The sequence below is a fragment of the Pseudomonas sp. XK-1 genome (assembly GCF_038069885.1).
GTDB lineage: Bacteria > Pseudomonadota > Gammaproteobacteria > Pseudomonadales > Pseudomonadaceae > Aquipseudomonas.
On sequence record NZ_JBBPES010000001.1, the window covers coordinates 601,153 to 626,457 of the forward strand.

Annotated in this window: 19 protein-coding genes; 9 read left to right on the forward strand and 10 right to left on the reverse strand. The window is 64.1% G+C overall.

Going from position 1 to position 25,305, the window contains the following annotated elements; translation table 11 throughout:
* Position 1 precedes the first annotated feature (1 nt).
* Together cydB and WMW70_RS02645 are read left to right on the forward strand one after the other, a co-directional pair.
* Positions 2-1,009: a cytochrome d ubiquinol oxidase subunit II gene (gene cydB, locus WMW70_RS02640; protein ID WP_341435959.1), complete on the forward strand. Its 1,008-nt coding sequence runs from the start codon at positions 2-4 to the stop codon at positions 1,007-1,009.
* A gap of 10 nt (positions 1,010-1,019) precedes the next feature.
* Complete coding sequence (locus tag WMW70_RS02645; protein ID WP_341435960.1) at positions 1,020-1,169, forward strand: DUF2474 domain-containing protein; 150 nt, start codon at positions 1,020-1,022, stop codon at positions 1,167-1,169.
* Positions 1,170-1,380: 211 nt separating this feature from the next.
* Here the strand turns inward: WMW70_RS02645 and WMW70_RS02650 are convergent, their stop codons facing one another.
* The gene (locus WMW70_RS02650) at positions 1,381-2,505 is read right to left on the reverse strand and encodes a class I SAM-dependent methyltransferase (protein WP_341435961.1); all 1,125 of its coding nucleotides are present in this window, start codon (positions 2,503-2,505) and stop codon (positions 1,381-1,383) included.
* Between the two features lie 124 nt (positions 2,506-2,629).
* Between WMW70_RS02650 and WMW70_RS02655 the strand changes: the two genes are divergently transcribed.
* Positions 2,630-3,406: a ferredoxin--NADP reductase gene (locus WMW70_RS02655; protein ID WP_341435962.1), complete on the forward strand. Its 777-nt coding sequence runs from the start codon at positions 2,630-2,632 to the stop codon at positions 3,404-3,406.
* Positions 3,407-3,415: 9 nt separating this feature from the next.
* On the opposite strand, the gene WMW70_RS02660 is transcribed toward WMW70_RS02655, so the two are convergent.
* The 5 genes from WMW70_RS02660 to WMW70_RS02680 form a co-directional block, all read right to left on the reverse strand.
* Positions 3,416-5,815, reverse strand: a complete 2,400-nt coding sequence (locus tag WMW70_RS02660; protein WP_341435963.1) for an ATP-binding protein — start codon at positions 5,813-5,815, stop codon at positions 3,416-3,418.
* Positions 5,790-6,932 (reverse strand): ABC transporter substrate-binding protein, encoded by a 1,143-nt coding sequence (locus tag WMW70_RS02665; protein WP_341435964.1) that lies wholly within the window; start codon positions 6,930-6,932, stop codon positions 5,790-5,792. Before WMW70_RS02665 ends, WMW70_RS02660 begins: the two co-directional genes overlap by 26 nt.
* A gap of 130 nt (positions 6,933-7,062) precedes the next feature.
* Positions 7,063-9,282, reverse strand: a complete 2,220-nt coding sequence (locus WMW70_RS02670; protein WP_341435965.1) for a GGDEF/EAL domain-containing response regulator — start codon at positions 9,280-9,282, stop codon at positions 7,063-7,065.
* Between the two features lie 199 nt (positions 9,283-9,481).
* The gene (gene mscL, locus WMW70_RS02675; RefSeq protein WP_341435966.1) at positions 9,482-9,895 is read right to left on the reverse strand and encodes a large-conductance mechanosensitive channel protein MscL; all 414 of its coding nucleotides are present in this window, start codon (positions 9,893-9,895) and stop codon (positions 9,482-9,484) included.
* Positions 9,896-9,962: 67 nt separating this feature from the next.
* A complete protein-coding gene (locus WMW70_RS02680) occupies positions 9,963-10,709 on the reverse strand; it encodes an EAL domain-containing protein (protein WP_341435967.1) in 747 nt (248 codons plus the stop codon).
* A 139-nt stretch (positions 10,710-10,848) separates the two neighbouring features.
* Here WMW70_RS02680 and WMW70_RS02685 point away from each other — a divergent pair, with 139 nt between their 5' ends.
* The 3 genes from WMW70_RS02685 to radA all read left to right on the forward strand — a co-directional run bounded on the left by WMW70_RS02685 (position 10,849) and on the right by radA (position 12,909).
* Complete coding sequence (locus WMW70_RS02685; protein ID WP_341435968.1) at positions 10,849-11,091, forward strand: YdcH family protein; 243 nt, start codon at positions 10,849-10,851, stop codon at positions 11,089-11,091.
* A gap of 86 nt (positions 11,092-11,177) precedes the next feature.
* Complete coding sequence (locus WMW70_RS02690; protein ID WP_341435969.1) at positions 11,178-11,447, forward strand: YdcH family protein; 270 nt, start codon at positions 11,178-11,180, stop codon at positions 11,445-11,447.
* 97 nt (positions 11,448-11,544) lie between these two features.
* Entirely contained in the window at positions 11,545-12,909 is a 1,365-nt protein-coding gene (radA, locus tag WMW70_RS02695; RefSeq protein ID WP_341435970.1) for a DNA repair protein RadA, read from the forward strand.
* Between the two features lie 114 nt (positions 12,910-13,023).
* Here radA and WMW70_RS02700 read toward each other — a convergent pair whose 3' ends face one another.
* The 3 genes from WMW70_RS02700 to WMW70_RS02710 all read right to left on the reverse strand — a co-directional run bounded on the left by WMW70_RS02700 (position 13,024) and on the right by WMW70_RS02710 (position 19,400).
* Positions 13,024-13,395: a PilZ domain-containing protein gene (locus WMW70_RS02700; protein WP_341435971.1), complete on the reverse strand. Its 372-nt coding sequence runs from the start codon at positions 13,393-13,395 to the stop codon at positions 13,024-13,026.
* Between the two features lie 128 nt (positions 13,396-13,523).
* Complete coding sequence (glyA, locus tag WMW70_RS02705; RefSeq protein WP_341435972.1) at positions 13,524-14,777, reverse strand: serine hydroxymethyltransferase; 1,254 nt, start codon at positions 14,775-14,777, stop codon at positions 13,524-13,526.
* A 333-nt stretch (positions 14,778-15,110) separates the two neighbouring features.
* Positions 15,111-19,400 carry a sensor domain-containing protein gene (locus tag WMW70_RS02710; protein ID WP_445942091.1) on the reverse strand — a complete coding sequence of 1,430 codons (4,290 nt, stop codon included), beginning with the start codon at positions 19,398-19,400 and terminating at the stop codon, positions 15,111-15,113.
* Positions 19,401-19,802: 402 nt separating this feature from the next.
* On the opposite strand from WMW70_RS02710, the gene ettA reads away from it, so the two are divergent.
* The 3 genes from ettA (at position 19,803) to WMW70_RS02725 (ending at position 23,530) form a co-directional block, all read left to right on the forward strand.
* A complete protein-coding gene (ettA, locus tag WMW70_RS02715; RefSeq protein ID WP_341435973.1) occupies positions 19,803-21,470 on the forward strand; it encodes an energy-dependent translational throttle protein EttA in 1,668 nt (555 codons plus the stop codon).
* Between the two features lie 238 nt (positions 21,471-21,708).
* Positions 21,709-23,046, forward strand: coding sequence for an NADP-specific glutamate dehydrogenase (gdhA, locus tag WMW70_RS02720; protein ID WP_341435974.1), 1,338 nt, complete (start codon positions 21,709-21,711; stop codon positions 23,044-23,046).
* A gap of 154 nt (positions 23,047-23,200) precedes the next feature.
* Positions 23,201-23,530 carry a TraR/DksA family transcriptional regulator gene (locus WMW70_RS02725; RefSeq protein WP_341435975.1) on the forward strand — a complete coding sequence of 110 codons (330 nt, stop codon included), beginning with the start codon at positions 23,201-23,203 and terminating at the stop codon, positions 23,528-23,530.
* A gap of 72 nt (positions 23,531-23,602) precedes the next feature.
* On the opposite strand, the gene WMW70_RS02730 is transcribed toward WMW70_RS02725, so the two are convergent.
* Entirely contained in the window at positions 23,603-25,237 is a 1,635-nt protein-coding gene (locus WMW70_RS02730) for a cation:proton antiporter (protein ID WP_341435976.1), read from the reverse strand.
* Positions 25,238-25,305 lie beyond the last annotated feature (68 nt).

The following is a 25,305-nucleotide window of genomic DNA, read 5'->3' on the forward strand; positions in this document are numbered from 1 at the left end:
CATGGGTATTGATCTCTCGCTGATCTGGGCCGTGATCATCGCCTTCGGGGTGATGATGTATGTGGCCATGGACGGCTTTGACCTGGGCATCGGCATCCTCTTCCCCTTCGTCAAAAGCGAAGGCGAACGCGATGTGATGATGAACACTGTCGCCCCGGTCTGGGACGGCAACGAAACCTGGCTGGTACTCGGCGGCGCGGCGCTGTTCGGGGCCTTTCCGCTGGCCTATGCGGTGGTGCTCAGCGCGCTGTACCTGCCGCTGATCTTTATGCTGCTGGGGCTGATCTTTCGCGGTGTGGCGTTCGAGTTTCGCTTCAAGGCCAAGGCTGCCAAACGGCATATCTGGGACAAGGCGTTTATCGGCGGCTCGCTGACCGCGACCTTCTTCCAGGGCGTGGCGCTGGGGGCCTATATCGATGGCTTCGAGGTGGTCGACCGGGTCTATGTCGGCGGTTCGCTGGACTGGCTGACGCCGTTCTCGCTGTTCTGCGGCCTGGCGCTGATCGCCGCCTACGCCTTGCTCGGCTGCACCTGGCTGATCATGAAGACCGCAGGCCGTCTGCAGCAGCAGATGCACGATATGGCGCGACCGCTGGTGTTCGTGCTGCTCGGCGTGACCGGCATCGTCAGCCTGTGGACGCCGCTGGCTCATGCGGAAATCGCCGAGCGCTGGTTCAGCCTGCCAAATATCTTCTGGTTTATGCCGGTGCCGTTGCTGGTACTGCTGTGCACCTGGGCGTTGCTGCGGGCGGTGGCGCGCAATGCCAACTATGCGCCGTTCCTGCTGACCCTGACACTGATCTTCCTCGGCTACAGCGGCCTGGGCATCAGCCTGTGGCCGAATATCATCCCCCCGTCGATCAGCATCTGGGAAGCCGCCGCACCGCCGCAGAGCCAGGGCTTTATCCTGGTCGGGGCGCTGTTCATCATCCCCTTTATCCTGATGTACACCGCCTGGAGCTATTACGTGTTTCGCGGCAAGGTCACTGAAGAAGATGGCTACCACTGAGATGCCCGCCATGCGCAAGCAACAGGAACTAGAGAAAAAGCCGCTGTGGCAACGCCTCGGTTGGCTGGTGGCGATCTGGACGGGCAGCGTGCTGGCCCTGGGAGCGGTGTCCTATCTGCTGCGTCTGTTTATGCAGGCGGCGGGGATGGGGACGCCTTGATCGGCTGGTGATAGGTGAGGTTTGCGTAGGGTGGGTTAGGCGCATGGCGTGATGGTCCCGCGTTGCGCCTGTATTTGTTGCGCCGTAACCCATCAGCGGTTGTCGCCGTGAGGCCGCTTGGTGGGTTACGCGGCAGCCGAATAGCGCTGTTGCTTGTGCATAAGGTGTTCCGTGCCGCTAACCCACCCTACGGATCGGCGGCGGGGCGGGTTTATTTGATCGCTTTGAGCACCACAAACTTCGGCGTGGCCGCCACCTGCTCGACGCCGCGGAACAGACGCTTGAGCTTGGCGTGGTAGCCGAGGTGGCGGTTGCCGACTATCCATAGTTCGCCACCGGTGACCAGCGCCGCGCGGGCCTGCTGGAACATGCGCCAGGCGAGGAAGTCGCCGACCACCTGCTGCTGGTGGAAGGGCGGGTTGCACAGCACCAGGTCCAGTGAGTCCGCCGCCTGTTCGGCCAGGCCATCGCCGGCGCGAATCTCTACCGGGCGCTCGCCCAGGGCCGCGCGCCAGTTTTCCGCGGCCGATTGCACCGCCATATAGGACTCGTCCACCAGGCACAGTTCGGCCTGTGGGCTGCCCAGGGCGTAGGCGATGCCGAGCACGCCGTTGCCACAGCCGAGATCCGCCACGCGCATGCGGCTGAGATGTTTAGGCAGATGGGGCAGGAAGGCGCGGGTGCCGATATCCAGGTCTTCGCGACAGAACACATTGGCATGGTTGCGCAGCTCGATGGCCGGTTTGTCCAGGCGATAGCGCGTGGGGTAGGGCGAAACCACGGCGGGTTTGGCTTCAGGCGTGGCCAGCAACAGGCGGGCCTTTTTCACCGCCAGCGAGGCCTGCACCGGGCCGATATATTTTTCCAGCAGGTCGCCGGCGGCCCGTGGCAGGTGCTTGACCATGGCCGCGGCAATCACTTGTGCACCTGGCGCGAGCTGGCCGTGCAGACGGATCAGCTGTTCCTCCAGCAGGGCCAGGGTCTTGGGCACGCGGATCAGCACCCGGTCGAACGGCCCTTGGGCCGTTGCGCTGGCCGGCACGAAGCGCACCGCCTCTGCCGGCAAGTGATTGCGCGCCAGGTTGGCTTGCAGGCCCAGATGGCCCAGGTGCGAGTCGCCGCTGCTGGTGACCTGGGCGTGCCCGGCCAGGCTGGCGGCCAGGGCTCCGAAGTTGTCGTTGAGCACCAGCACTCGGGCGTCTGCGGGTAAGCCCTGCTCATGCAGATGGTTGAGCAGGTACTCGTCGGCGGCATCGAAGGCTTGCAGGGGCTCGGCCTGCTGCTCGGGCTGGCGGATCAGGTCGAGCTGGGCAAAGGGCGTAACGAATATAGGCATATGGACTACTGGTGTTTGTGGACGGCGCTTTGCGGGACACTGTGACAGGCCGTTGAAAAACCACTGCGTTCGCTACGTTGGTCAACGGCCTGGCAGATAGTCGGCGCAGCAGAGGGAGTGAAGTATGACCGTCAGCGAAGACAAGTTCACCCGGCAGATTCTCAGCGATGTGCAGGTCTGGTCACCCAGCCTGTTCAGCCTGCGTTGTTCTCGCGATCCGGGGTTTCGTTTCCGTGCCGGGCAGTTCGCCCGCCTGGGCGTGCAAAAGGCCGATGGCAGTGTGGTCTGGCGCGCCTATTCGATGGTTTCGGCCCCCCATGACGAGTTTCTCGAGTTCTTCTCCATCGTCGTGCCGGGCGGCGAGTTCACCAGTGAGCTGAGCCGCCTCAAGGCCGGCGACAGCCTGCTGGTCGACAAACAGGCCTTTGGCTTTCTCACCCTCGACCGTTTCGTCGATGGCCGCGACCTCTGGCTGCTGGCCAGCGGCACCGGTCTGGCCCCCTTTCTTTCGATCCTGCAGGACTTCGAGGTGTGGCAGCGCTTCGAACGCATCGTCCTGGTCTACAGCGCGCGCACCGCCAGCGAGCTGGCCTATCAGCCGCTGATTCACGGCCTGAAAAGTCTGCCGCACCTGGCCGAATACGCCGACAAGCTGGTCTACCTGCCGCTGGTCACCCGCGAGCAGGCACCCGGTTGCCTGCACGGGCGCATCACCAGCCTGCTGACCAGCGGCGAACTGGAGCGCGCCGCCGGCCTGAAGCTGAGTCCCGAGCACTCGCGCCTGATGCTTTGCGGCAACCCGCAGATGATCAATGACACCCGCGCCCTGCTGAAACAGCGTGATTTGCAGCTCAGCCTGAGCCGTCGGCCGGGCCAGGTGGCGGTGGAGAACTACTGGTAGGCCAGCCGTTTACTGCGTGGGCGCTGTCGAGCTGGAGGGGGGCGGCTCGGCGCTGTCGGCGCGGGGCGCGCAGAGCGGCAGACGGATCGCGAAGCGCACGCCCCAGCCAGGCTGGCTGGCCACCTCCAGCTTGCCGCCGAGTACCCCGGTGACCAGGTTGTGCACGATATTCAGGCCCAGGCCGCTGCCGCCCTGACCCAGGCGGGTGGTGAAGAAGGGGTCGAAAATCCGCGACAGATGTTCCGGGGCGATGCCGTGACCGTTGTCGGACACGGCCAACTCGATCCAGCCCGGCTCGTAGGGGAAGGCATACAGGCCGATCTTGCCGTGCTCCAGCCCCTGCAGGCCATGGGTCAGGGCATTGTTGATCAGGTTGACCAGCACCTGGCCGAGGGCACCGGGGTAGCTGTCCAGTTCGATCTCGTCGTCGATATTGCTGTCGATGACGAAGGGCGTCTTCTTCAGCGTCGGGCCCAGGGTGATAAGGATTTCCTTGACCACCTCGCTGAGCTGGAAGGTGCGGCGCTGAGCGCTGGCCTGGTCGACCGCGACCTGCTTGAAGCTGGTGATCAGCTCGCTGGCACGGCGCAGGTTACGCACCAGGATGTCGGTGGCGGTCTTGTTGTCCTGCAGAAACTGGTCGAGCACCGAGCGCTTGAGCGCCCCGGCGCTGACCGCCGCGGCGATCTCCCGGCTGTGATCTTCCAGGGTGCTGGCGGCCATCAGGCTGTTGCCCACCGGGGTGTTCAGCTCATGGGCGATGCCGGCGACCAGGGAGCCAAGGGCGGCGAGCTTTTCGCTCTGAACCAGGTCGATCTGCGCCCGCTGCAGGGTCGCCATGGCGGCGCTCAGTTCCTTGTTGCTCTGGCTCAGGGCCTCGGTGCGCTCGGTCACGCGCTGCTCCAGGGTGGCATTGAGTTCCCGGTAGGCTTGTTCGGCACGCTTCTGGTCGGTGACGTCGATGTTCATGCTGACGAACTGCAGGCTGCCATTGGCCGCGGGGATGCTGAAGATGGTGGTCAGCACACACAGGCTGCGCTGCGGGCTGAGCTGCAGCTCGCTCAGGTAGGGGCCCACCGGCGTGCCCTTGGCCGCCTGGGCGAGGCTGGCGAGAAACATCGCCTGCTGCGCCGGGGTATGGAACAGCTGGTCGAGGGTTTTGCCCAGGGCGACTTCCCGGGGGATCTCGTAGATCCGCTCGCTGGCATGGTTCCACAGCAGGATGCGGCCGTTGCCATCGAACCACTGCACGGCGACGTTGGGCGTGTATTCCAGGGTGGCGAGCAGGCGTTCCTCGCTTTCGCGCAGGCTCTGGGCGGTGTCCAGCAGCGCCTGCTCGCGTTCGAGGATGGCCCCGACCATGCGCTGCAGGCTGGCACCCAGGGTATTGAGCTCGCGAATGCGGCTGGACTCCATGGGCAGGTCATAGTGACCGTTGGCGATTTCCCCGATATGCCGGGTGAACTGCGAAATACGCCGCGCCAGGGTCCAGCTGGTCCTGCCGGCGATCAGCAGGGCGATGGCCAGGGCCAGGCCGAGGGCGCTGAGGATGCGCCGCCAGGTGGCCTCGATCAGGGCATAGGCCTGTTGCTGCGGCTGGGTCACCAGTACCTGCCAGCCTGGGCCCTTGACCTTGCGCGCCAGGCCGAGCAGCTGCTGGCCATCGAGGCTGAAGCTGCGCACCGACGGGTCGTGCAACACCTGGAGGTGGCCGAGGTTGAGCTGTTGCCCGGCCTCGGCGCTATGCGAATCGGCAATCAGCTGGTGCTGGCGATCGAGCATGCGGATTTGCAGGTTGCTGTCCTGGCTGAGCTGGCGGACCAGCTCGGGGAGCGGGCTGATGGCCACTTCGCCGACCAGGATGCGCGCGCCCAGGGGCTGCGCCAGGGCCACCGCCAGGCGCGAGCTGACGGTGGAAAGAAAGCTGTTGGACCAGACGCCCTGACGGCTCAGATGCGCTTGGCGGACGAAGTCGCGGGCGGAGATATCCAGGCCGAACAGGTTCTGCCGCAGCGTGCGGCGGTCGGCGGGCAGGCCGATGGCATTGATCTGCCCGGTTGCGTCAGTCAGGTAGATGGCCTCGTAGAAATCCGAACTGTCGGCATAGGCATCCAGCAGGGTCTGGATCTGCCGGTTATCCAGGGTCTGGTTGCCGTGGAACAGTTCGGCCAGGGCCCCGAGCTCGCGGTTGGCGATACTGAAATGGCGTTCCAGCTGGTGGGTGATGGCTTCGGCGGCGAAGCCCTGGCGGTTTTCCACCTCTTCGATCATCAGCGGTTCGTAATACAGGCGAAACAGCAGGCCGACCGCCAGCACCGGGATGCAGGCCACCAGAACAAAGCGGCTGACCAGGGTCAGCAGCAGGGGGTGGGCCGCGCCCAGTTTATTCAGGACTGCTGAAGCGGCCATCGCGCACCACCATGGGGTAGAGAAGGCTGTCGCTGTCGCCGAACTCATCGAAGAAGATCAGGCGCTGTACGCCCTGGAACCGCCGAATGCGCAGCAGCGCCTGTTTGGGGTGTTCGCCGGGCAGGCGCTGTTGCAGGGCCGTGAGCAGGACCCAGGTGGCGTTGTAACTGGTCAGCGCGGCGGTATCTATGGGCTGGGCAAAACGTGCCTGGTAGCGCTGCTTGAAGGCTAAAAAGGAGGCGGAAGTGTCGTTCAGGTCGAAGGCCAGGGCGGTGATCATGCCCTCGACCGCGCGGCCGCCCATTTCGATCAGGGCGTCGGCCGCAGCCCAGGCTGGGGTCGCGAGAATCAACTGCGGGGCTTGCTGGCGCAGCTGAGTGGCCAGCAGGGCGGTGTCCAGGGCGCTGCTGATCAGCACCACGGCGGCGGGGCTGTCTGCCAGGGCGCGGCGCGCCAGGGCGGCGAAGTCGGTCTGCTGATCGCGGCTGAATTCAACGGTCAGGCCGACCTCGGCTCCGGTGGCCTGCAGGTAGCGGCTGAAGTCGGCGAGCCAGGGGCGGGTGTAGCTGCTGTTGCTCAGCTCGATGATCACATTGACCCGCTGCAGGCCGCGGTACTGGCCCAGGTGGTTGGCGATATCGCGGGCGTCCGGGTTGGTGTGGCTGAGGGTGCGGAAAAACTGGTCGTCGCGCCCGGCCAGTAGCGGGCTGAGTGGCGTGCCGCCCATGAGCAGGATGCCGGCCTCGGTAAATTGCGGAGCCAGTTGCTCGGCGATCAGGCTGGTCATGGGGCCGAGCGCGGCCTCGACGGGGATCGCGATCAGTTCGGCTGCCGCCTGTCGGGCCCTTTGCGGGTCGAAGCCGTCGTCGCGGTACAGCAGCTCGACGGGCCGGCCCTGAATGCCGCCGGCGGCATTGGCTTCCTCGACGGCCAGCTGCATGCCGTTGCGCCCGGCCAGGCCGAGGCTGGCGCTGGGGCCGGAGACATCGACTATCACCCCCAGACGAATGGGCGGCGGGGCACTGGCCTGCTCCTCGCAGGCGGCCAGCAGCAGGGCGGTGCAGACTACCAGCAGCCCGTGCAGGCTTGTCCTGGCGGGCATCGTCATACGGGCCATTGCGGATAACCCTCGGGTCGGTCACGCCTCGGGGCCAAGGCCGCGAAGTGGGGCGGGCCGCGGCGGCCGGCATGTTCGCGCAGGCGCAGCGGGTTGTCGCGGCGCTGGGCGGCGAGTGCCTGCCGCCCCGTCACGGCTGCGGTGCCGAGATAAAGCTCAGCAGCGCTGCCAGTTCGAGCGGCTTGGCAAACAGGTAGCCCTGGCCTTCGTGGCAGCCCATCTGGGTCAGTGAGGCGGCCTGGCTTTCCTGCTCGATGCCTTCGGCGATCAGTTCCAGCTGCAGGCTGCGGCCCAGCTGGATAATGGTTTCCACGATGCGTTTGCTGCCATCGCTCTGTTCCATCTGCCGGACAAAGCTGAGGTCGATCTTCAAACGGTCGACATTCAGGCGTTCGAGGTAGCTGAGCGAGGAGAAACCGGTGCCGAAATCGTCCACCGCGAGGCTTACGCCCAGCCCCTTGATGCGGTTGAGCAGGTCGATCATAAAGCTGGCGTCGAGCATGGCCACCGACTCGGTGATTTCCAGCTCCAGCAGGCCTGGGTCTATGCCGCTTTCCTCGAGCGCGTGCTCCAGGGTGGCGAGGAAGTCGGTCTGGCGGAACTGCGCCACCGAGACGTTGACCGCCATGCGCAGCGGCTGGCCGCTGTGCTCGATGATCCGCTGCAGATCCCGGCAGGCGCTGCGCAGCACCCACTCGCCGAGGCTGACAATCAGCCCGGAGCTTTCCGCCAGGGGGATAAACTGCGCCGGGGCGACGAACTGGCCGTCATCGGTGCGCCAGCGCAGCAGGGCTTCGACGCCGATCAGCTGGCGGCTGCCCAGGGCTATCTGCGGCTGGTAGACCACGAACAGCCGCTCGCGCTCGAAGGCGCTGCGCAGCTCCTGGAGCAACTGCACGCGGGCGCGGGTGTCCTGCTCCATGGCGCGGGTAAAGTGGCTGATACTGCCGCGTTGCTGGCGCTTGCCGTGCTTGAGGGCAATATTGGCCGCCTTCAGGGCCTCGCTGCCGTTGCCGTCGATCTGGTCCAGGCAGGTCAGGCCGATGGTGGCGGTGATGCGTCGGCTCAGCCCGGCAAAATACAGCGGTTGCTGGAACAGGCCGCGCAGGCTGTCGGCGCAGACCACCTGGTTGTCCGCCAGGATGGCGAATACATCCCCGGCGGCCCGCGCCAGTAGAGCGGAGGGCGGTAGTGCCTGTTGCAGGCGTGCGGCGACCGCCAGCAGCAGGGCATCGCCGTGCTGCTGGCCGAGGGTGTCGTTGAGTTCGGAAAAACCGTCGATATCGATCAGCGCGAGGGTGGTCTCGCCCGGTGTCGGGCCGGTCAGCGCCTGGTCGAGGGCCTGGACCAGGGCCAGGCGGTTGGGCAGGTGCAGCAGCTGGTCGTTGTAGGCATGGTCCTTGAGCAGGCTGAGCAGCAGCACATTGTCCAGGGTGATGACGATATTGCTGCAGAACACCTCAAGCAGTTGCCGGTCCAGCTCGCTCAGCGGGCGTCCGGTCTCCAGGTAGGCGGCCATATGGTTATGGCTCTGGCCAGCGAAGAACAGGGTGGTCGAGTGGCTGCCGTAGTGGTTGCGCCGCTGGGCCAGGGCCTGATTGAGCGCCCTGGCGATATGCTGGTCGGGCAGCTCCTCCAGCTGCTTGTCGATGCAGCCCATCAGGCTGCCGGCGGCGGCGATGATCAGGGCATGGGCCGGCGAGGCGTGGTGGTCGTAGGCGCACACCACGCCTTCGGGCGGCAGGCCGAGCAGGCCGCAGATCTGGGTGATGATCCCGGCGGCGAACTCGCTGACGCCCTGGCGTGCCAGTAACTGGCTGCTGGCGCGGATCACCATGCCCAGGCCGTGGCGGCTGGCATTGATGGCATGGATCTGATCGTAACAGCGGATGGCCGTGGTCAGTGCGGTGTATAGACGGTTGCGGGTCAGCTCGGACTTGGTCTTGTAGTCGTTGATGTCGTAGTCGCGGATCGCCTCCATTTCCGGCGCATAGCCTGGCTGGCCAGTGCGCAGGATGATGCGGATCTCGCTGTTATGCAGGTCTTCGCGGATCAGGCGGACCAGATCCAGGCCGGCATGCTCCGACTCCATCACCACATCCAGCAGAATCACTGCGACCTGCGGTTGCTCGGTCAGTACGCTGACCGCCTGAGCAGCCGAATAGGCATGCAGGAATTCGAGGGGGCGACCGAGGATCTCGGTATTGGCCAGGGCGAAGCAGGTCGACTGATGCACGTCGAGGTCGTCGTCAACAATCAGGATGCGCCAGCATGGTTGCGCTGGATTGCGATCACTGGGGTGGGTCTCGTCGTCGAAAGCGAACAGATCGTCTTCTACTACATCGCTCATCTTCAGGCCTTGTTAAGGTAGGGCGGACGCTTCGCTGGCGTCTTGGCTGGGCCTCTGCGGGCTCTGGGCGACCAGCTGCGGGCTGGGTTACCAAGCAGGTCACTAATAGTCTAGGCGAAAAAAAACTGCACACGGCCTGGCGGGTGCAGTTCCTGGGGGCGTTGCAGGGCGGCCGCGACACTGCGCTGCCGCGTGGGCGTCAGCGGTTTTCCTGCTGGCTCTTGAGCAGGTCGCGGATCTCGCTCAGCAGCTCCTGCTCCTTGCTCGGGGCAGGTGGCGCGCTAGGAGCCGCTTCCTCTTCACGCTTGAGGCGGTTGATCACCTTGACCCCCATAAAGATGGCGAAGGCGACGATCAGGAAGTCGATGATGCTCTGGATAAACTTGCCATAGGACAGGGTCACGGCGGCGACATCGCCTTCAGCGGCCTTGAGCACTATGGCCAGATCGGAGAAGTCCACCCCACCGATCAGCACGCCCAGGGGCGGCATCACCACATCGCCGACGAAGGACGAGACGATCTTGCCGAAGGCAGCACCGATGATGATGCCCACGGCCATGTCGACCACATTACCCTTGACGGCGAAGGCCTTGAATTCGCTGATAATGCTCATGTTTCTTTCCCTGATAGGTGGTTTGCGCTGAAGTGTAATCCAGCTCGCGGCGCTTGCCAGCCAGTTGTCAGGTAGGAAAGTGCACTTCGGGCAGCGACTCGAAGCCGGGCTTGGCCAGCAGATAGCCCTGAAACAGCTCGACGCCCATGTCACGCAGGGCGTGCAGTTCGCCCAGGGTTTCGATGCCTTCGGCGATTACCCGGATCTGCAGTTTGCGGCACATCTGCAGGGTGGCTTCGACCAGAATCTGGCGCACGCTGTCCTGGTCGATATTGCGGGTCAGCTGCATGTCCAGCTTGATCAGGTCGGGCTGGAAATCGGCCAGCAGGTTAAGGCCTGCATAGCCTGCGCCGAAGTCGTCGATGGCGGTCATAAAACCCTGTTTGCGGTACGCGCGCAGGATAGTGGTGAGGTGGTCGATATCCAGCACCTGCTCCTGCTCGGTGACTTCGAAGATGATCCGCTCGAGGGGGAAGTTGTAACGCTTGGCCGCCTCCAGGGTGGCGCGGATGCAGGTTTCCGCTTTGTACACGGCATTGGGCATAAAGTTGATGGAGACCATCGCCGGCACCTGCAGCCTGGCAGCCCATTCCAGGGCCTTGATCCGGCAGCTCTGGTCGAAGGGGTAGAGGTTTTCCGCGGTCAGGCGACCCAGCACGCTGCCGGCGGACTCGCCGGCGCTGCCGCGCACCAAGGCTTCGTGGGCGAAGATTTCGCGGGTGGCGAGGTTGACGATTGGCTGAAAAGCCATGCTGATCGGGAAATCCAGGCCTTTGCCGTCGCGGCATGCCGTGCAGCCGGGGTTCTTATCCATGGAGCGCTCTCATCGTGATTACTGCCTATACCCGGCAAACGATAGCAGGTATCGCTGGCGAGTACGCGCTGCGGCCTGCTTCGGCAGAGGCGGCCGCGCTGGTCTAGTCTGAACACAGACCCGCCATGAGGATGCCGCTATGCCACTGGAACATCATCCGCTCAGCCGTGAATTTCCCGAACTCAAGCCGCAGCTGGGGGCCCTGTTGGCGGCTGACGGCCACTTCGCACGTATGGCCGAGGAGTATGAAGAACTCGACAAACGCATCTATGAGGTGGAAAGCGGGCGTATCGCCATGGATGAGATGCTGTTGCTGGGCCTGAAGATGCAGCGGGTCAGCCTCAAGGACGAACTCGGTCAGTTGTTGCGTGGCGGCGCTTGAGCGGCTGCTGTTGATCCCGGTCAAGGGGTGGCGGTCGCGCAGGGGATAGGCTGGTTGCCAATCTATATCCCCCAAGGAGCACCACCATGCACGTTGAACACCACCCCTTGAACAAAGACTTCCCTGAACTGCACGCGGCTTTGCATGAGCTGCGGGTTAACGATGCCCATTTCGCCCGCCTGGCCGACGAGTATGAAGCCCTGGACAAGCGCATTTGTCGCGTCGAGGACGGGGTAGAAGTACTGGCCGACGACGCCCTGGCGTCCCTCAAGGTGGCTCGCGTCGATCTCAAGGATGAAGTGGCGCGTCGTCTCAATAGTGTTGCCAAGCCCTGCTGTGGCCGCTGCAAAGGGTAGGGCAGTGTGAGCCTCAGGTGGATTAACAACGGCCTATAGCTGTAAATATATCCAGCTATTTCGTATCATCCGGGCTCAGCTTTCCGAGGAGTCCGGCATGGCCAAGGCCAAACGTATGTACGGCTGCACCGAGTGCGGCTCGACCTTTCCCAAATGGGCCGGCCAGTGCGGCGAGTGCGGGGCCTGGAACACCCTGGTGGAAACCCTGCTCGAAGCCAATGCCGCCACCCCCAGCGGGCGCGCGGGGTGGGCCGGCGAGCAGGCGCAGATCAAGACCCTGGCCGAGGTCAGCGTCGAAGAAGTACCGCGCTTTTCCACCGCCTCCGGCGAACTCGACCGGGTGCTCGGCGGTGGGCTGGTGGACGGCTCGGTGGTGCTGATCGGCGGTGACCCCGGCATCGGCAAATCGACCATCCTGCTGCAGACCCTGTGCAATATCGCCACGCGCTTTCCCGCGCTCTATGTCACCGGCGAGGAATCCCAGCAGCAGGTGGCCATGCGTGCGCGCCGCCTGGGCCTGCCGGAAGACAAGCTCAAGGTCATGACCGAAACCTGCATCGAAAGCATCATCGCCACCGCGCGTCTGGAGAAACCCAAGGTGATGGTGATCGACTCGATCCAGACCATCTTCACCGAACAGTTGTCCTCGGCCCCCGGCGGCGTATCCCAGGTGCGCGAGAGCGCGGCGTTGCTGGTGCGCTTCGCCAAGCAGAGCGGCACGGCGATCTTCCTGGTCGGCCATGTGACCAAGGAGGGTGCGCTGGCCGGGCCGCGGGTGCTCGAACATATGGTCGACACCGTGCTGTATTTCGAGGGCGAGTCCGATGGCCGTCTGCGTCTGCTGCGGGCGGTAAAGAATCGCTTCGGCGCGATCAACGAACTGGGCGTGTTCGGCATGACCGACAAGGGCCTGAAAGAGGTCACCAACCCTTCGGCGATCTTCCTCACCCGCGCCCAGGAGGAAGTCCCCGGCAGCGTGGTGATGGCCACTTGGGAAGGCACCCGGCCGATGCTGGTGGAAGTGCAGGCGCTGGTCGACACCAGCCATATGGCCAATCCGCGCCGCGTTACCCTGGGCCTGGATCAGAACCGCCTGGCCATGCTCCTGGCCGTGCTGCACCGGCATGGCGGTATCCCGACCTACGATCAGGATGTGTTTCTCAACGTGGTCGGCGGGGTCAAGGTGCTGGAAACCGCATCGGATCTGGCGCTGATGGCGGCAGTGATTTCCAGCCTGCGCAACAAGCCGCTACCCCATGATCTGCTGGTGTTTGGTGAGGTTGGGCTGTCGGGCGAAATCCGTCCGGTACCGAGCGGTCAGGAGCGTTTGAAAGAGGCGGCCAAGCACGGCTTCAAACGCGCCATCGTGCCCAAGGGCAATGCGCCGAAAGATCCGCCGCCAGGGTTGCAGGTGGTTGCGGTGACGCGTCTGGAGCAGGCGCTGGATGCATTATTTGAGTAGCGAAGAGCTTTCATAGCCCGAATAAGCGCCAGCGCAATCCGGGGGCGGTCTAATGCCGAACGCCGCAGTCCCGGATTGCGCCAAGGCTTATCCGGGCTACCTGTTTGTCCAGCCTCAGTCCGCTTCACCGAGGGCGGCGAGTTCCCGTTCCAGCAGGCTTTCGTCGCCGAGGTTGAGTTCCACCAGGCGGCGCAGGTGGCTGATCGAGTCAAGGTCGATATGCCGGCAAACGAAGCCGAGCAGATTGTCCTGAGTGCGGGTCAGCACCACTTCCATCTGCACGCAGGTATCGTCGGCCAGCCGGATGCTGGCTTCGAAGGGCTGGTGCGGGTCGCCAGTCCAGCCGCCGGGGCGCTTGATCAGCAAGCCTTTCAGTGACACGTCATGCAGCTCGACGGCCCAGCTCCGTTGACCCTGACGGATCTCGGTGGGGGCATCGAAAGCGATGCGATGAAAGCGCCGCCGCTCGTTGGCTGTATTGCTCATGCAAAAAACTCCTGCGGGGTTTAGTCCACTATAGCCAAGGTGGGTGTCGAGGGTACGGTTTGTTTGCCTGGCGCGCGGCACAAAAAAGCCCGCCGGGGTGGGCGGGCTTTTCGGCTGCGGAGTGCGGCTTAGTTGCCGTAAACCGGGAACTTGGCGCAGACCGCTTTGACCTGCTCGCGGACGCGCGCTTCAACGGCTTCATCGCCCAGGTTGGCGAGGATTTCGCAGATCCAGCCAGCCAGTGCGCGGCACTCGTCTTCCTTGAAGCCGCGAGTGGTCACCGCCGGGGTGCCGATGCGCAGGCCCGAGGTAACGAACGGCGAGCGTGGGTCGTTCGGCACGCTGTTCTTGTTCACGGTGATAAAGGCGCGACCCAGGGCGGCGTCGGCGTCCTTACCGGTGATCTCCTGCTTGATCAGGCTGAGCAGGAACAGGTGGTTCTCGGTGCCGCCGGAGACCACGTCGTAGCCGTTGTCGATAAACACGCTGGCCATGGCCTGGGCGTTCTTGATCACTTGCTGCTGGTACGCCTTGAACTCAGGCTGCAGGGCTTCCTTGAAGCACACCGCCTTGGCCGCGATCACGTGCTCCAGCGGGCCACCCTGGCCACCCGGGAATACCGCGGAGTTGAATTTCTTCTCCAGGGCTTCGTTGGCGCGTGCCAGGATCAGGCCGCCGCGCGGGCCGCGCAGAGTTTTGTGGGTGGTGGTGGTAACCACGTCGGCGAACGGCACCGGGTTCGGGTACACACCCGCAGCAACCAGACCGGCGACGTGAGCCATGTCGACGAACAGGTAGGCACCGACCTTGTCGGCGATGGCGCGGAAGCGTGGGAAGTCCAGTACCTGGGAGTAGGCGCTGAAGCCGGCGATGATCATCTTCGGCTTGTGCTCGACAGCCAGACGCTCGACTTCGTCATAGTCGATCAGGCCGGCATCGGTGATGCCGTACTGCACGGCGTTGTACAGTTTGCCGGAGAAGCTGACGCTGGCCCCGTGGGTCAGGTGGCCGCCGTGGGCCAGGCTCATGCCCAGTACGGTGTCGCCAGCTTCCAGCAGGGCCATATACACGGCCGAGTTGGCCTGGCTACCGGAGTGCGGCTGGACGTTGGCGTAGTCTGCACCGAACAGCTCCTTGGCGCGGTCGATGGCCAGCTGCTCGACGATATCGACGTATTCGCAACCGCCGTAGTAACGCTTGCCCGGATAGCCTTCGGCATACTTGTTGGTCAGTACCGAACCCTGGGCTTCCATTACCGCCGGGCTGGTGTAGTTCTCCGAGGCGATCAGTTCGATGTGATGTTCCTGGCGCTGGGCTTCCTGCTCCATCGCGGCAAACAATTCGGCGTCATAACGGGCAAGAGTCAAATCACGGCTGAACATGGCATTCCCCTGAGAAAAAGCAGCTGGGCGGTAGAAAGAGGGGGCGAATTCTACCCCATCTCGGTCGAGCAAGGGTATGCAGCGCAGTCATGTGGCGGATAAGTGGGGCTCATGGACAAGGCAGTCCCAAGCTGCATGTTTGCAGTTTTGTAGCCCAGATAAGCGCCCGCGCAATCCGGGAGCTTCGCTCGCAAGGGCATCCCGGATTGCATCCGGGCTACGGGGCGGCAGCCCGATCCAGCCGCTTGAGCACTCCGCGCGTGCCCAGGGTGTCCCTCGCCGCAGGCCGTGCAGCAGGGGTCGCCGGCGCGACGAGAATCGGGCGGGCTGTCGCTAGCTGAGCATAAACAGCGCAGTGCCGCTAAACAGCGCGGTGAATTGCTTGGCCGGCATCGGCCGGCCGAGCAGGAAGCCCTGTACTTCGTCGCAGTCATGGCCACGCAGGAAGTCCAGCTGGGCCAGGGTTTCCACGCCCTCGGCGATCACCGTGAGGTTGAGGCTATGGGCCATGGCGATAATGGCGCGGGCGATCTGACCGTCCTGTTCGCCGTGGGGCAGGCCGTCGACGAAGCTGCGGTCGATCTTCAGCACGTCGATGGGGAACTGCTTGAGGTAGTTAAGCGACGAGTAGCCGGTGCCGAAATCGTCGATGGCCAGGCACACCCCCAGGCGCTTGAGGCTGGTCATGGTCTGCATGGCGTTGGTCACGTCGTCCATCAGGATGCTTTCGGTCAGCTCCAGTTCCAGGCAGGCCGACGGGATACCGCTGTCCTTGAGGATGCTGGCGATGCGCGAGCCCAGATCGCCTTCGGCAAACTGCCGGGCCGACAGGTTGACCGAGATCTTCGGCACCCGCACCTTGGCCTGATGCCACTGGCTGAGCTGGCGGCAGGCTTCGCGCAACACCCACTCGCCGACCTGGACCACCAGGCCCAGCTCTTCGAGCACCGGGATAAAGTCGTTCGGCGGTACCAGGCCGCGTCTCGGGTGCTGCCAGCGCAGCAGCGCCTCGGCCCCGGTCAGGCGCTTGCCGTCACCGGAGAACTGCGGCTGGTAATAGAGCCTGAATTCGCCCTGCTCCAGGGCGTGGCGCAGGTCGCTTTCCAGCTCCAGACGCTCCAGAGCGCTGGCGTTCATATCGGCCTGGTAGAACTGGAAGTTGTTCTTGCCGCGCTCCTTGGCGTGGTACATGGCGGTGTCGGCGTTCTTCATCAGCTGGCTCAGTTCGCTGCCATCCTGGGGGCTGAGGGCGATGCCGATACTGGCGCTGACGAAGAACTCGCGACCTTCGAGAATAAACGGCTGGGCCAGGCTGGCGAGGATCTGTTCGCCGACATGAATGGCCCGCTTCAATGCGCCATCGCGGCTGGCATCGGACTGCAGCAGCAGGGTGAACTCGTCGCCGCCCATGCGCGCCACGGTGTCGTCGCCGTCGACGCAGGCGGCCAGGCGCACGGCCACTTCCTTGAGCATGCGGTCGCCGGCGGCGTGGCCGAGGGAGTCGTTGATCGGCTTGAAACGGTCGAGGTCGAGGAACATCAGCGCCACCCACTCCTGGTGCCGCTCGCCGTGCTGCAGGGCATTGTGCAGGCGGTCCTGGAACAGGGTGCGGTTGGGCAGCTGGGTCAGGGCGTCGTAGTAGGCCAGGCGGTGAATGCGCTGTTCGCTGGCCTTGCGCTCGCTGATATCGCTGAAGAAGCACACGTAGCTGACCAGATCGCCTTCGTCATCCTTGACCGCGGTGATGCCGACCCAGGCCGGGAATTTCTCGCCGTTGCGCCGCTTCAGCCATACCTCGCCCTCCCAGCTGCCCTGCTGGTTGAGCTGGCGGATGACGAAACTGAGGTGGCTGGCCTGTTGGGTATCGGCAGTGAGCATGCTCGGCAGTTGGTCGAGGATCTGCCTGGAGCTGTAGCCACTGACCCTGCTGAAGGCGTTATTGACCTGGACGATATAGCCGGCCGGGTCGGTGACCAGGATCGCCGCAGTGGAGTGCTCGAACACCGTGGCGGCCATGCGCAGGTCCTTCTCCGCACGGCGTTGCTGGCTGATGTCGCGACCGACGCCGAGCAGGCCCTCGAAGCGTCCGCTGTCGTCCCACATGGGCACCAGGCGCAGTTCCACCGGGATTTTCTGGCCGTCGGCGCGCAGGCAGTCGAAGACGAACAGCTGTGGCAGGAACTGCGCGCGCAGCTCGGCCAGGCGCTGCGGATCGCCCAGGGCGTTGCGCACCCGCTCCAGCAGAGTGTAGAAACCGGTCAGTTGACGCGGGTTGGTGGCCAGGCCATGGAAGCCGTTGTTCAGCGCCCACTCGCTGTCGTAACCGAGCACCTGCATGACCGAGGGGCTGACATAGTTGAGCTGCAGCGTGTCGTCGGTGGAGAAGATCACGTCGCTGATGCTTTCGGCTAGCATCCGGTAACGCTGCTCGCTGGTACGCAGGGATTCGCTGCGCACGATCTGTTCGGTGATGTCCTTGGCCACGCCGATCAGCCGGCTGACCCGGCCACGCTCATCGTAGGCCAGGGCCTGCTCGCGGATATCGAACCAGTGCCAGCTGCCATCGCGGTGCCGCCAGCGCAGCTCGAACTGCATCAGCCGGCCCTTGCCCAGCACCTGCTGGATATTGCGCATGCGCAGGTAGAGTTCGACGTCGTCGGGATGGAGAATCGTCTCCCACAGGCGCTCGCCCATTTCGCGCAGCTCGGCCTTGTTGTAGCCCAGCTGCGGGCCCAGGTGGTTGTTGCTGTACATCACCCGCTTGGCGGCAATGTCGTGCACATAGATGGTGTCTGGTACGGCGCTGACCACATCGGACCAGAAGCGCTCGCGCTCGATCAGTGAGTTTTCGACGCGCTTGCGGCTGGTGATGTCGCTGATGCTCAGGGTTACCGAATTGAGTTCCTGGGGGTTCTCCGGCAGGCGCAGGAGCAGCCACAGGTGACGTTCGTGGCCCTGAGGCGTGTTGATCTGGCGCTCCATCTCCAGCAGGCCGTTGCCCGTGAGCAGGGTGTTGATCAGCTGCAGGCGGAAGCCCTCGGGGTGCAGCGGGCCACTGTTGAACAGGTGCTGCCAGGCCTGCTCGGTGGAGTCGACGCCGAGCAGGCGCAGGGCCACCTGGTTGGTTTCGGTCAGACGCAGGCGCTGGCAGAGCGCCAGGTGTCGCTGCGGGTCGGCCGCCAGCCAGCGCTGCAGGTCGGCTACATCGCGGATCTGCTGGTGCTGCAGGTAGGCGTGCAGGTCGGCCAGGTCGAGCACGCACAGGGCGGTACCTGTGCCTTCGAAAATATCCTGATAGCGCCTGCGGGTTTCGCGCAGTACCTGATTGGCATGCTGCTCTTCGGTGACGTCGCGCAGCACCCAGACGAAGCCGCCAGGCGTGGATTCCTCACCCAGGTCGCTGCGGCTGATGTCGTACAGCCGCGGTTCCCCGTTCTGGCGGATTTCCACCAGGTCCGGGCCCAGTTCATGGGCCGCGCCGTTGCCGTGCAGCAGCATGGGGTCGAGGCGCGGCAGCAGTTGCAGCAGGTGCCAGTTGTGCACCTCGGCGTTGCTCAGGCCGAACAGGCTTTCGGCCTGGGGGTTGAGGTACTGCAGCTGGCCGTTGCCGTCGGTCACCAGCACCCGTTCCTCGATGGCCCCCAGCACCGTCGCGGCCTGTTGCAGGGAACGCCGCGAGGCGGTGTTGAGGGCGTGCAGGTTGCGCTGCTCGTGCAGCAGGCGATACAGGGCGAACAGGGTGAGCAGGGCGCAGAGGATAAACAGCAGCAGCTTGCTGGCCAGTTGCGGCAGTTGCTGGGCGCGCACCTTGCGTTCGTTGAACAGCGCGCGTAGCTGCCAGTCGCTGCCCGGCAGCGGGCTGAGCAGGATGCTCTGGGCCAGGTTCTCGGCGGTGACGGGCGGCGCAATCGGGTTGTCCGGCGACAGGTTGGTGCCCTGGCTGGCGATGACCCGCTGCGAGTAGCGGTCTTCCAGCAGCCACTGCTGGGGGCTTTTATGGTGTTTGCTAAGCCAGCTGCGCAGCGCCTGGTTGGTCAGCTGCAGGACCCAGAAACCCTCGCCCTGCGTCTGGCTCAGCATCAGGTAGATTTCGCCGCCATCCTGGGCGCTGAAGGCATAGAAGTAGTTGTGTGGCTGGCCGCGCTGGAACAGTTCGCCGAGGTACAGCACGTTCGGCGGCGGGGCCCCCGCGCTGGCCAGCATCTGTCCTTGGGCGTTCAGCCAGATCAGCCCGCGCAGTGTCGGAAACACGCCGCGCAGCGAGCCGAGCAGGGCCTCGCTGGCTGCGCCCGATGCGGGCGGGCGGCTGTGGGGCTGCAGCAGGGCCTGGCCGGCGCTGGCCTTGAGCTCCATGTTCAGGCTCAGGTGGTTGGCCAGCTGGTTGCTGTAGGCATGGCTGAGCTGGCGCTGATTGTCCTGCAGCTGGTGCGATTCAAGTTGCAGTTGCCAGAGCAGTAAACCCAGCATCAGCATGACCAGCGCCACCAGTGTGCCCCTGGCCGGGCCGCTCATGGGCGCAAGCAGGGCTTCGCTGGAGAGGCGTGAAGCGGGTGGGGGCGTGACTCTAGGCAATGACCTAAATCCTGGGATGAGCGGTATCTGGAGATTATTCGGCTTCGTCATCCGTAGCGAAGGCTGCCTGGCTCTCAGTGCGGATAACGCAATGCGGGCATGCCAGGCGAGTTAACCAATTCGAGTAAAAAATAACCACTGGTTAGAGTGTCGCAGTCGTCATCCGGGCTCGCCTGAGCGTGCCAGGCAAAGCCTGTGCCAGCCGGGGACGCGACAGCCGGTTAGCATGCCATAAATATGGCAAAGTGCCAGCGTGGCCGACGAGCGTCGTTTGCCCTGCATCGCGCATTCCGGTAGCTTTGCCGCACGCGCGTGGCGGTGCGGATCAGTGCCCTAGCTGCCATTCGGGGCAGCCTGCTGGCCGATTAAAGCGCAGGTTGCGCCTGCTCGGCTGCGGTCCGTCACAACCTGCAGCCTTATATCTCGTTTTTCTGTCCAGAACCCAGGTTATCCATGGCCCAATACGTCTACACCATGCATCGGCTGAGCAAAGTAGTGCCGCCGAAGCGGGAAATCCTCAAGAACATCTCCCTGTCCTTCTTCCCCGGTGCCAAGATCGGCGTGCTCGGCCTCAACGGCTCGGGCAAGTCTACCCTGTTGAAAATCATGGCCGGGGTCGATACCGAGTTCGACGGCGAGGCCCGGCCGATGCCCGAGCTGAATGTCGGCTACCTGCCCCAGGAGCCGCAGCTCGATCCGAACAAGACCGTGCGCGAAGTGGTGGAAGAGGCCGTCAGCCAGATCAAGGACGCCCAGGCGCGTCTGGATCAGGTCTACGCCGCCTACGCCGAGCCGGATGCCGACTTCGACAAGCTGGCCGCCGAACAGGCCAAGCTCGAAGCCATCCTGCAGACCAGCGACGGCCACAACCTCGAGCGTCAGCTGGAAGTCGCCGCCGACGCCCTGCGTCTGCCAGCCTGGGACGCCAAGGTCGCCGTACTCTCCGGTGGCGAGAAGCGCCGCGTGGCGCTGTGCCGCCTGCTGCTGTCGGCCCCGGACATGCTGCTGCTCGACGAGCCGACCAACCACCTGGACGCCGACTCGGTGGCCTGGCTGGAGCACTTCCTTCACGACTTCCCCGGCACCGTGGTCGCCATTACCCACGACCGTTACTTCCTGGACAACGTCGCCGGTTGGATTCTCGAACTCGACCGCGGCGCGGGCATTCCCTACGAGGGCAACTATTCCGGCTGGCTGGAAGCCAAGTCGGATCGTCTGGCTCAGGAATCCAAGCAGCAGTCGGCCCATGAAAAGGCCATGAAGGAAGAGCTGGAGTGGGTGCGCAAAGGTGCCAAGGCCCGCCAGTCGAAGTCCAAGGCGCGCCTGCAGCGCTTCGAGGAAATGCAGTCGCAGGAATTCCAGAAGCGCAGCGAAACCAACGAGATCTATATCCCGGCCGGCCCGCGTCTGGGCGACAAGGTCATCGACTTCGTCGGCGTTAGTAAGGGTTACGGCGACCGCGCGCTGATCGACAACCTGTCGTTCAGCATGCCCAAGGGTGCCATCGTCGGCGTGATCGGCGGTAACGGTGCCGGTAAGTCGACCCTGTTCCGCATGCTGATGGGCAAGGAACAGCCAGACTCGGGCAGCATCGAGATCGGCGAGACCGTGCAGCTGGCCTGCGTCGACCAGAGCCGCGAAGACCTGGACGGCAGCAAGACCGTGTGGGAAGCCGTTTCCGGCGGTTCCGACATGATCAAGATCGGCAACTATGAGGTGCCGTCGCGCACCTACGTCGGTCGCTTCAACTTCAAGGGCGGCGACCAGCAGAAGTTCGTCAAGGACCTCTCCGGTGGTGAGCGTGGCCGTCTGCACCTGGCGTTGACCCTGAAAGAGGGGGCCAACGTATTGCTGCTCGACGAACCGTCCAACGACCTCGACGTGGAAACCCTGCGTTCCCTGGAAGAGGCGCTGCTCGACTTCCCAGGTGCCGCCATTGTGATCTCTCACGATCGCTGGTTCCTGGATCGCGTGGCCACCCACATCCTGGCGTACGAGGACGACTCGCATATCGAGTTCTTCGAAGGCAACTACACCGAGTACGAAGCCGACCGCAAGAAGCGCCTCGGCGACGCCGCCTCGCAGCCGCACCGCGTGCGGCACAAGAAGCTGGCGCAGTAAGTTCGCGCTTTGCGGTTGTAAGCAAACGGGGCCTGCGGGCCCCGTTTGTGTTTCTGGATTTTCTTCTGCCGAGAGTGGCACTGGCTTTCAGTGCCGGCACGGCGTGGTAATTTATACTTTTGCACCAAAATGATTCATCAAGGCGACATTTCGCCCTGTTATGGGGCGCACCCTGCTGCTAGAGTGCCGGCCACTTTCCACGCCCCGTGGCGTTACCTGTCGTTGAGGCCCTCCATTCATGTCCCAATCCGTCGACCAGTTCCTGGCTGCGCTGAAGCAGCGCGACCCCGATCAGCCCGAATTCCACCAGGCGGTGGAAGAGGTGGTGCGCAGCCTGTGGCCCTTCCTGCAGGCCAACCCGCGTTACCTGCAGGCGGGCATTCTGGAGCGCATGGTCGAGCCGGAGCGGGCCATCCTGTTTCGCGTGCCCTGGGTCGATGATGCGGGTCAGGTGCGGGTCAATCGCGGCTACCGGATCCAGATGAGCAGCGCCATCGGCCCCTACAAGGGCGGCTTGCGTTTCCATCCTTCGGTGAACCTGGGCGTGCTCAAGTTCCTCGCCTTCGAGCAGGTGTTCAAGAACGCCCTGACCTCGCTGCCCATGGGCGGCGGCAAGGGCGGTTCGGACTTCGACCCCAAGGGCAAGAGCGAAGGCGAAGTGATGCGCTTCTGTCAGTCCTTTATGGCCGAACTGTATCGCCATATCGGTGCCGACCTGGACGTGCCGGCCGGCGATATCGGCGTCGGTGGCCGCGAAATCGGCTACCTGTTCGGCCAGTACAAGCGCCTGTCCAACCAGTTCACCTCGGTGCTGACCGGCAAGGGCTTGAGCTACGGCGGCAGCCTGGTGCGCCCGGAAGCCACCGGCTACGGCTGCGTGTACTTTGCCGAGGAAATGCTCAAGCGTATCGGCCAGGGCTTCGAGGGCAAGCGCGTGGCCATTTCCGGCTCTGGCAACGTGGCCCAGTACGCGGCGCAGAAGGTCATGGAGCTGGGCGGTGCGGTGATTTCCCTGTCCGACTCCGCAGGCACCCTGTATGCCGAGGCCGGCCTGAGCGAAGAGCAGTGGCAGCACCTGATGGAGCTGAAGAACGTCCGTCGTGGCCGTCTCAGCGAAATGGCCGCCCACTTTGGCCTGCAGTTCCTGCCTGGGCAGCGGCCGTGGAATCTGCCCTGCGATATCGCCCTGCCTTGCGCGACGCAGAACGAGCTGGATGGCGAGGACGCCCGCAGCCTGCTGAAGAACGGCTGCATCTGCGTCGCCGAAGGGGCCAACATGCCCTCGACCCTGAAAGCAGTGGATCTGTTTGTCGAGGCGGGCATCTGCTACGCCCCGGGCAAGGCGTCCAACGCCGGCGGCGTGGCGACCTCCGGGCTGGAAATGAGTCAGAACGCGATGCGTCTGCACTGGACCGCCGGCGAAGTGGACGAGCGTTTGCACGGCATTATGCAGAACATCCACCACGCCTGCGTGCACTATGGCGAGGAGAATGGCCGCATCAACTATGTGAAGGGGGCCAATATCGCCGGCTTCGTCAAGGTCGCCGAGGCCATGCTGGCCCAGGGCGTGGTCTAGCCGGTTCGGCGGTCGTTGCACATGCCAGTCCCAGGGCTGGCATTTTTTTAAGCGCTCGCCTTGGCGAAGAATAGTTACAGAATTCCTGATCGGCATCAGTGTCAAAAGCCATACACGCGCCACACTGGAAACAGTATTCCTGAGGACTGCCCGCATGCTCGCTTTCGATCCCCACACCGCGCTCTATACCCTGCTTAACGAATACAGCGCCCGTGCCAACGCGATTCGCCAGGACCTGGCGCGCAGTCACTCGCCCGATTTCGCCGAGCAGGCCTTGCAGCGGCAGAACGACGAAGTGCTCGAAGCCCTGTTGGCGGAGGCCGAGGCAGGCATGCGCCAGGTCGGGCTGGCTAAGCTGCGTCTGGCCGAGGGCCGCTACGGGCTCTGTCTGCGCTGCGGCGAAGCGATCAACCCGGCGCGTCTGGCGGCCATGCCAGCCACCGAATACTGCCTGACCTGCGCCGATCAGGCCGAGCAGGGCTGATAAGCCCATTCCCGGTATGCGTAGCCGCGAATCAGTCTGTTGGCGCAGCGCGGCCCTAAGGTCAAACCCTGGTCAGCGCTCGCCTATCTCGCTTAGCAGACGGCGCGCAGCGGTTTCCGCTGCGTCGCTATAGGGCCGCAGCACGCTGGCGGCACCCGCCCGTTCCAGAGCCTCGGCATCGCCGTTACGAAAGGCGCTGAGGGTGATTTTGCCCTTGAAGGAGCTGGCCCGGAGCGCCCGCAGGAGGATGGCGTTGACCTCGCGCTGGGGGATGGTGCTAATCATCGCCTGGGCATAATTGAGTGGCAGGTGTTCGAGAAAATCGTTGTCTTCGGCATCGCCATAGCAGGCGCTGATGCCTTCGTTGCGCGCCTCGGCCAGTGCTCCCGGGTCGAAATCCACACCCAGTACGCGCAGCCCGCCGGCCTCAAGCTGGTGAGCTAGTTGGCGGCCATAGCGGCCCATGCCATAGATGATGATGGCCGCATGGGTATTTTGCGGGTTGCTGTCGTTGGCGTTCTCGCGGTGCGGGATATGCCGCTCGAAGATCCCCAGCCAGGGAGCCAGGCGGTCGAACAGGGCCTGGGAGTAGAGAATCATATAGGTCGACAGGGTGATGGTGATCAGTCCCACCAGGGTGGTCAGGCCCAGGGCGTCCGCGCCGACATGGCCCAGGCCGATGCCCATGGCGACGAAGATGATGGAGAACTCGCTGATCTGCGCCACGGTCAGCCCGGCCATAAAACCGGTGCGTTTGCGGTAGCCCATCCAGCCCATGATGGCCATGACGATCAGCGGGTTGCCGATCAGCACGAAGGCCGACAACAGTAGCGCGCTGCCGATCTGCCCGTGGATATGGGCGAAGTCCAGCTGCAGGCCCAGGTGCAGAAAGAAGAACAGCAGGAGGAAGTCGCGCAGGCTGGTCAGACGGCTGGCCACCGCCTCGCGCAGGGGCGTCGAGGCCAGGGAGAAACCGGCGAGAAAGGCCCCGATTTCCTTGGACAGGCCCAGGGTGTCCGCGCCAGCGGCCAGCAGGATGCCCCAGGCAGTGGCGATCAGCATCAGCAGTTCCGGCGAGCTGGCCATGCTGTCCAGCAGCCGTGGCAGGGCATAGCGCATCAGCAGAAAGAGCATCGCCAGGCTGCCGAGCAGGATGGCCAACAGGGCCAGTGGATGCATGCCTTGCTGCTCGCCGTTGCCCGGCTGGTAGAGGTTGAGGCCGAGCATGGCCAGCACCACGGCGATGTCCTGGACGATCAGAAAACCCATGGCGATGCGCCCATGCAGCGAGTCGATTTCGCCTTTGTCGGAGAGCAGCTTGACGATGATGATGGTACTGGAGAAGGTCAGTGCCACCGCCACATACAGGGCGGTCATCAGTTCCAGCCCCATCAGGTAGCAGAGGATAAAGCCGAAGATGATGGTAAAGCTCAACTGGCCCAACCCCGTGGCCAGGGCCACCGGGCCGAGGGTGCGGACCAGGCGCATATCCAGCTTGAGGCCGACCACGAACAGCAGCACGGTGATGCCGATTTCGGCGAGCAGTTCCAGGGGCTCGTTTTCGCTGCTCAGGCCCAGCACCGCCGGGCCGGCGAGAATGCCGACGAGGATATAGGCGATGATCAGGGGCTGGCGCAGCTTGACCGCCATAGCGCCGACCAGTGCCGACAGGGCCAGCAGTACGGCGACTTCCTGGAAAAGACTCATGGACAGACTTCCTGTTAAGACTGATGGCACTGTAGTGCAAGGGCGCAGGGTTTCGATTGCTCGGGATC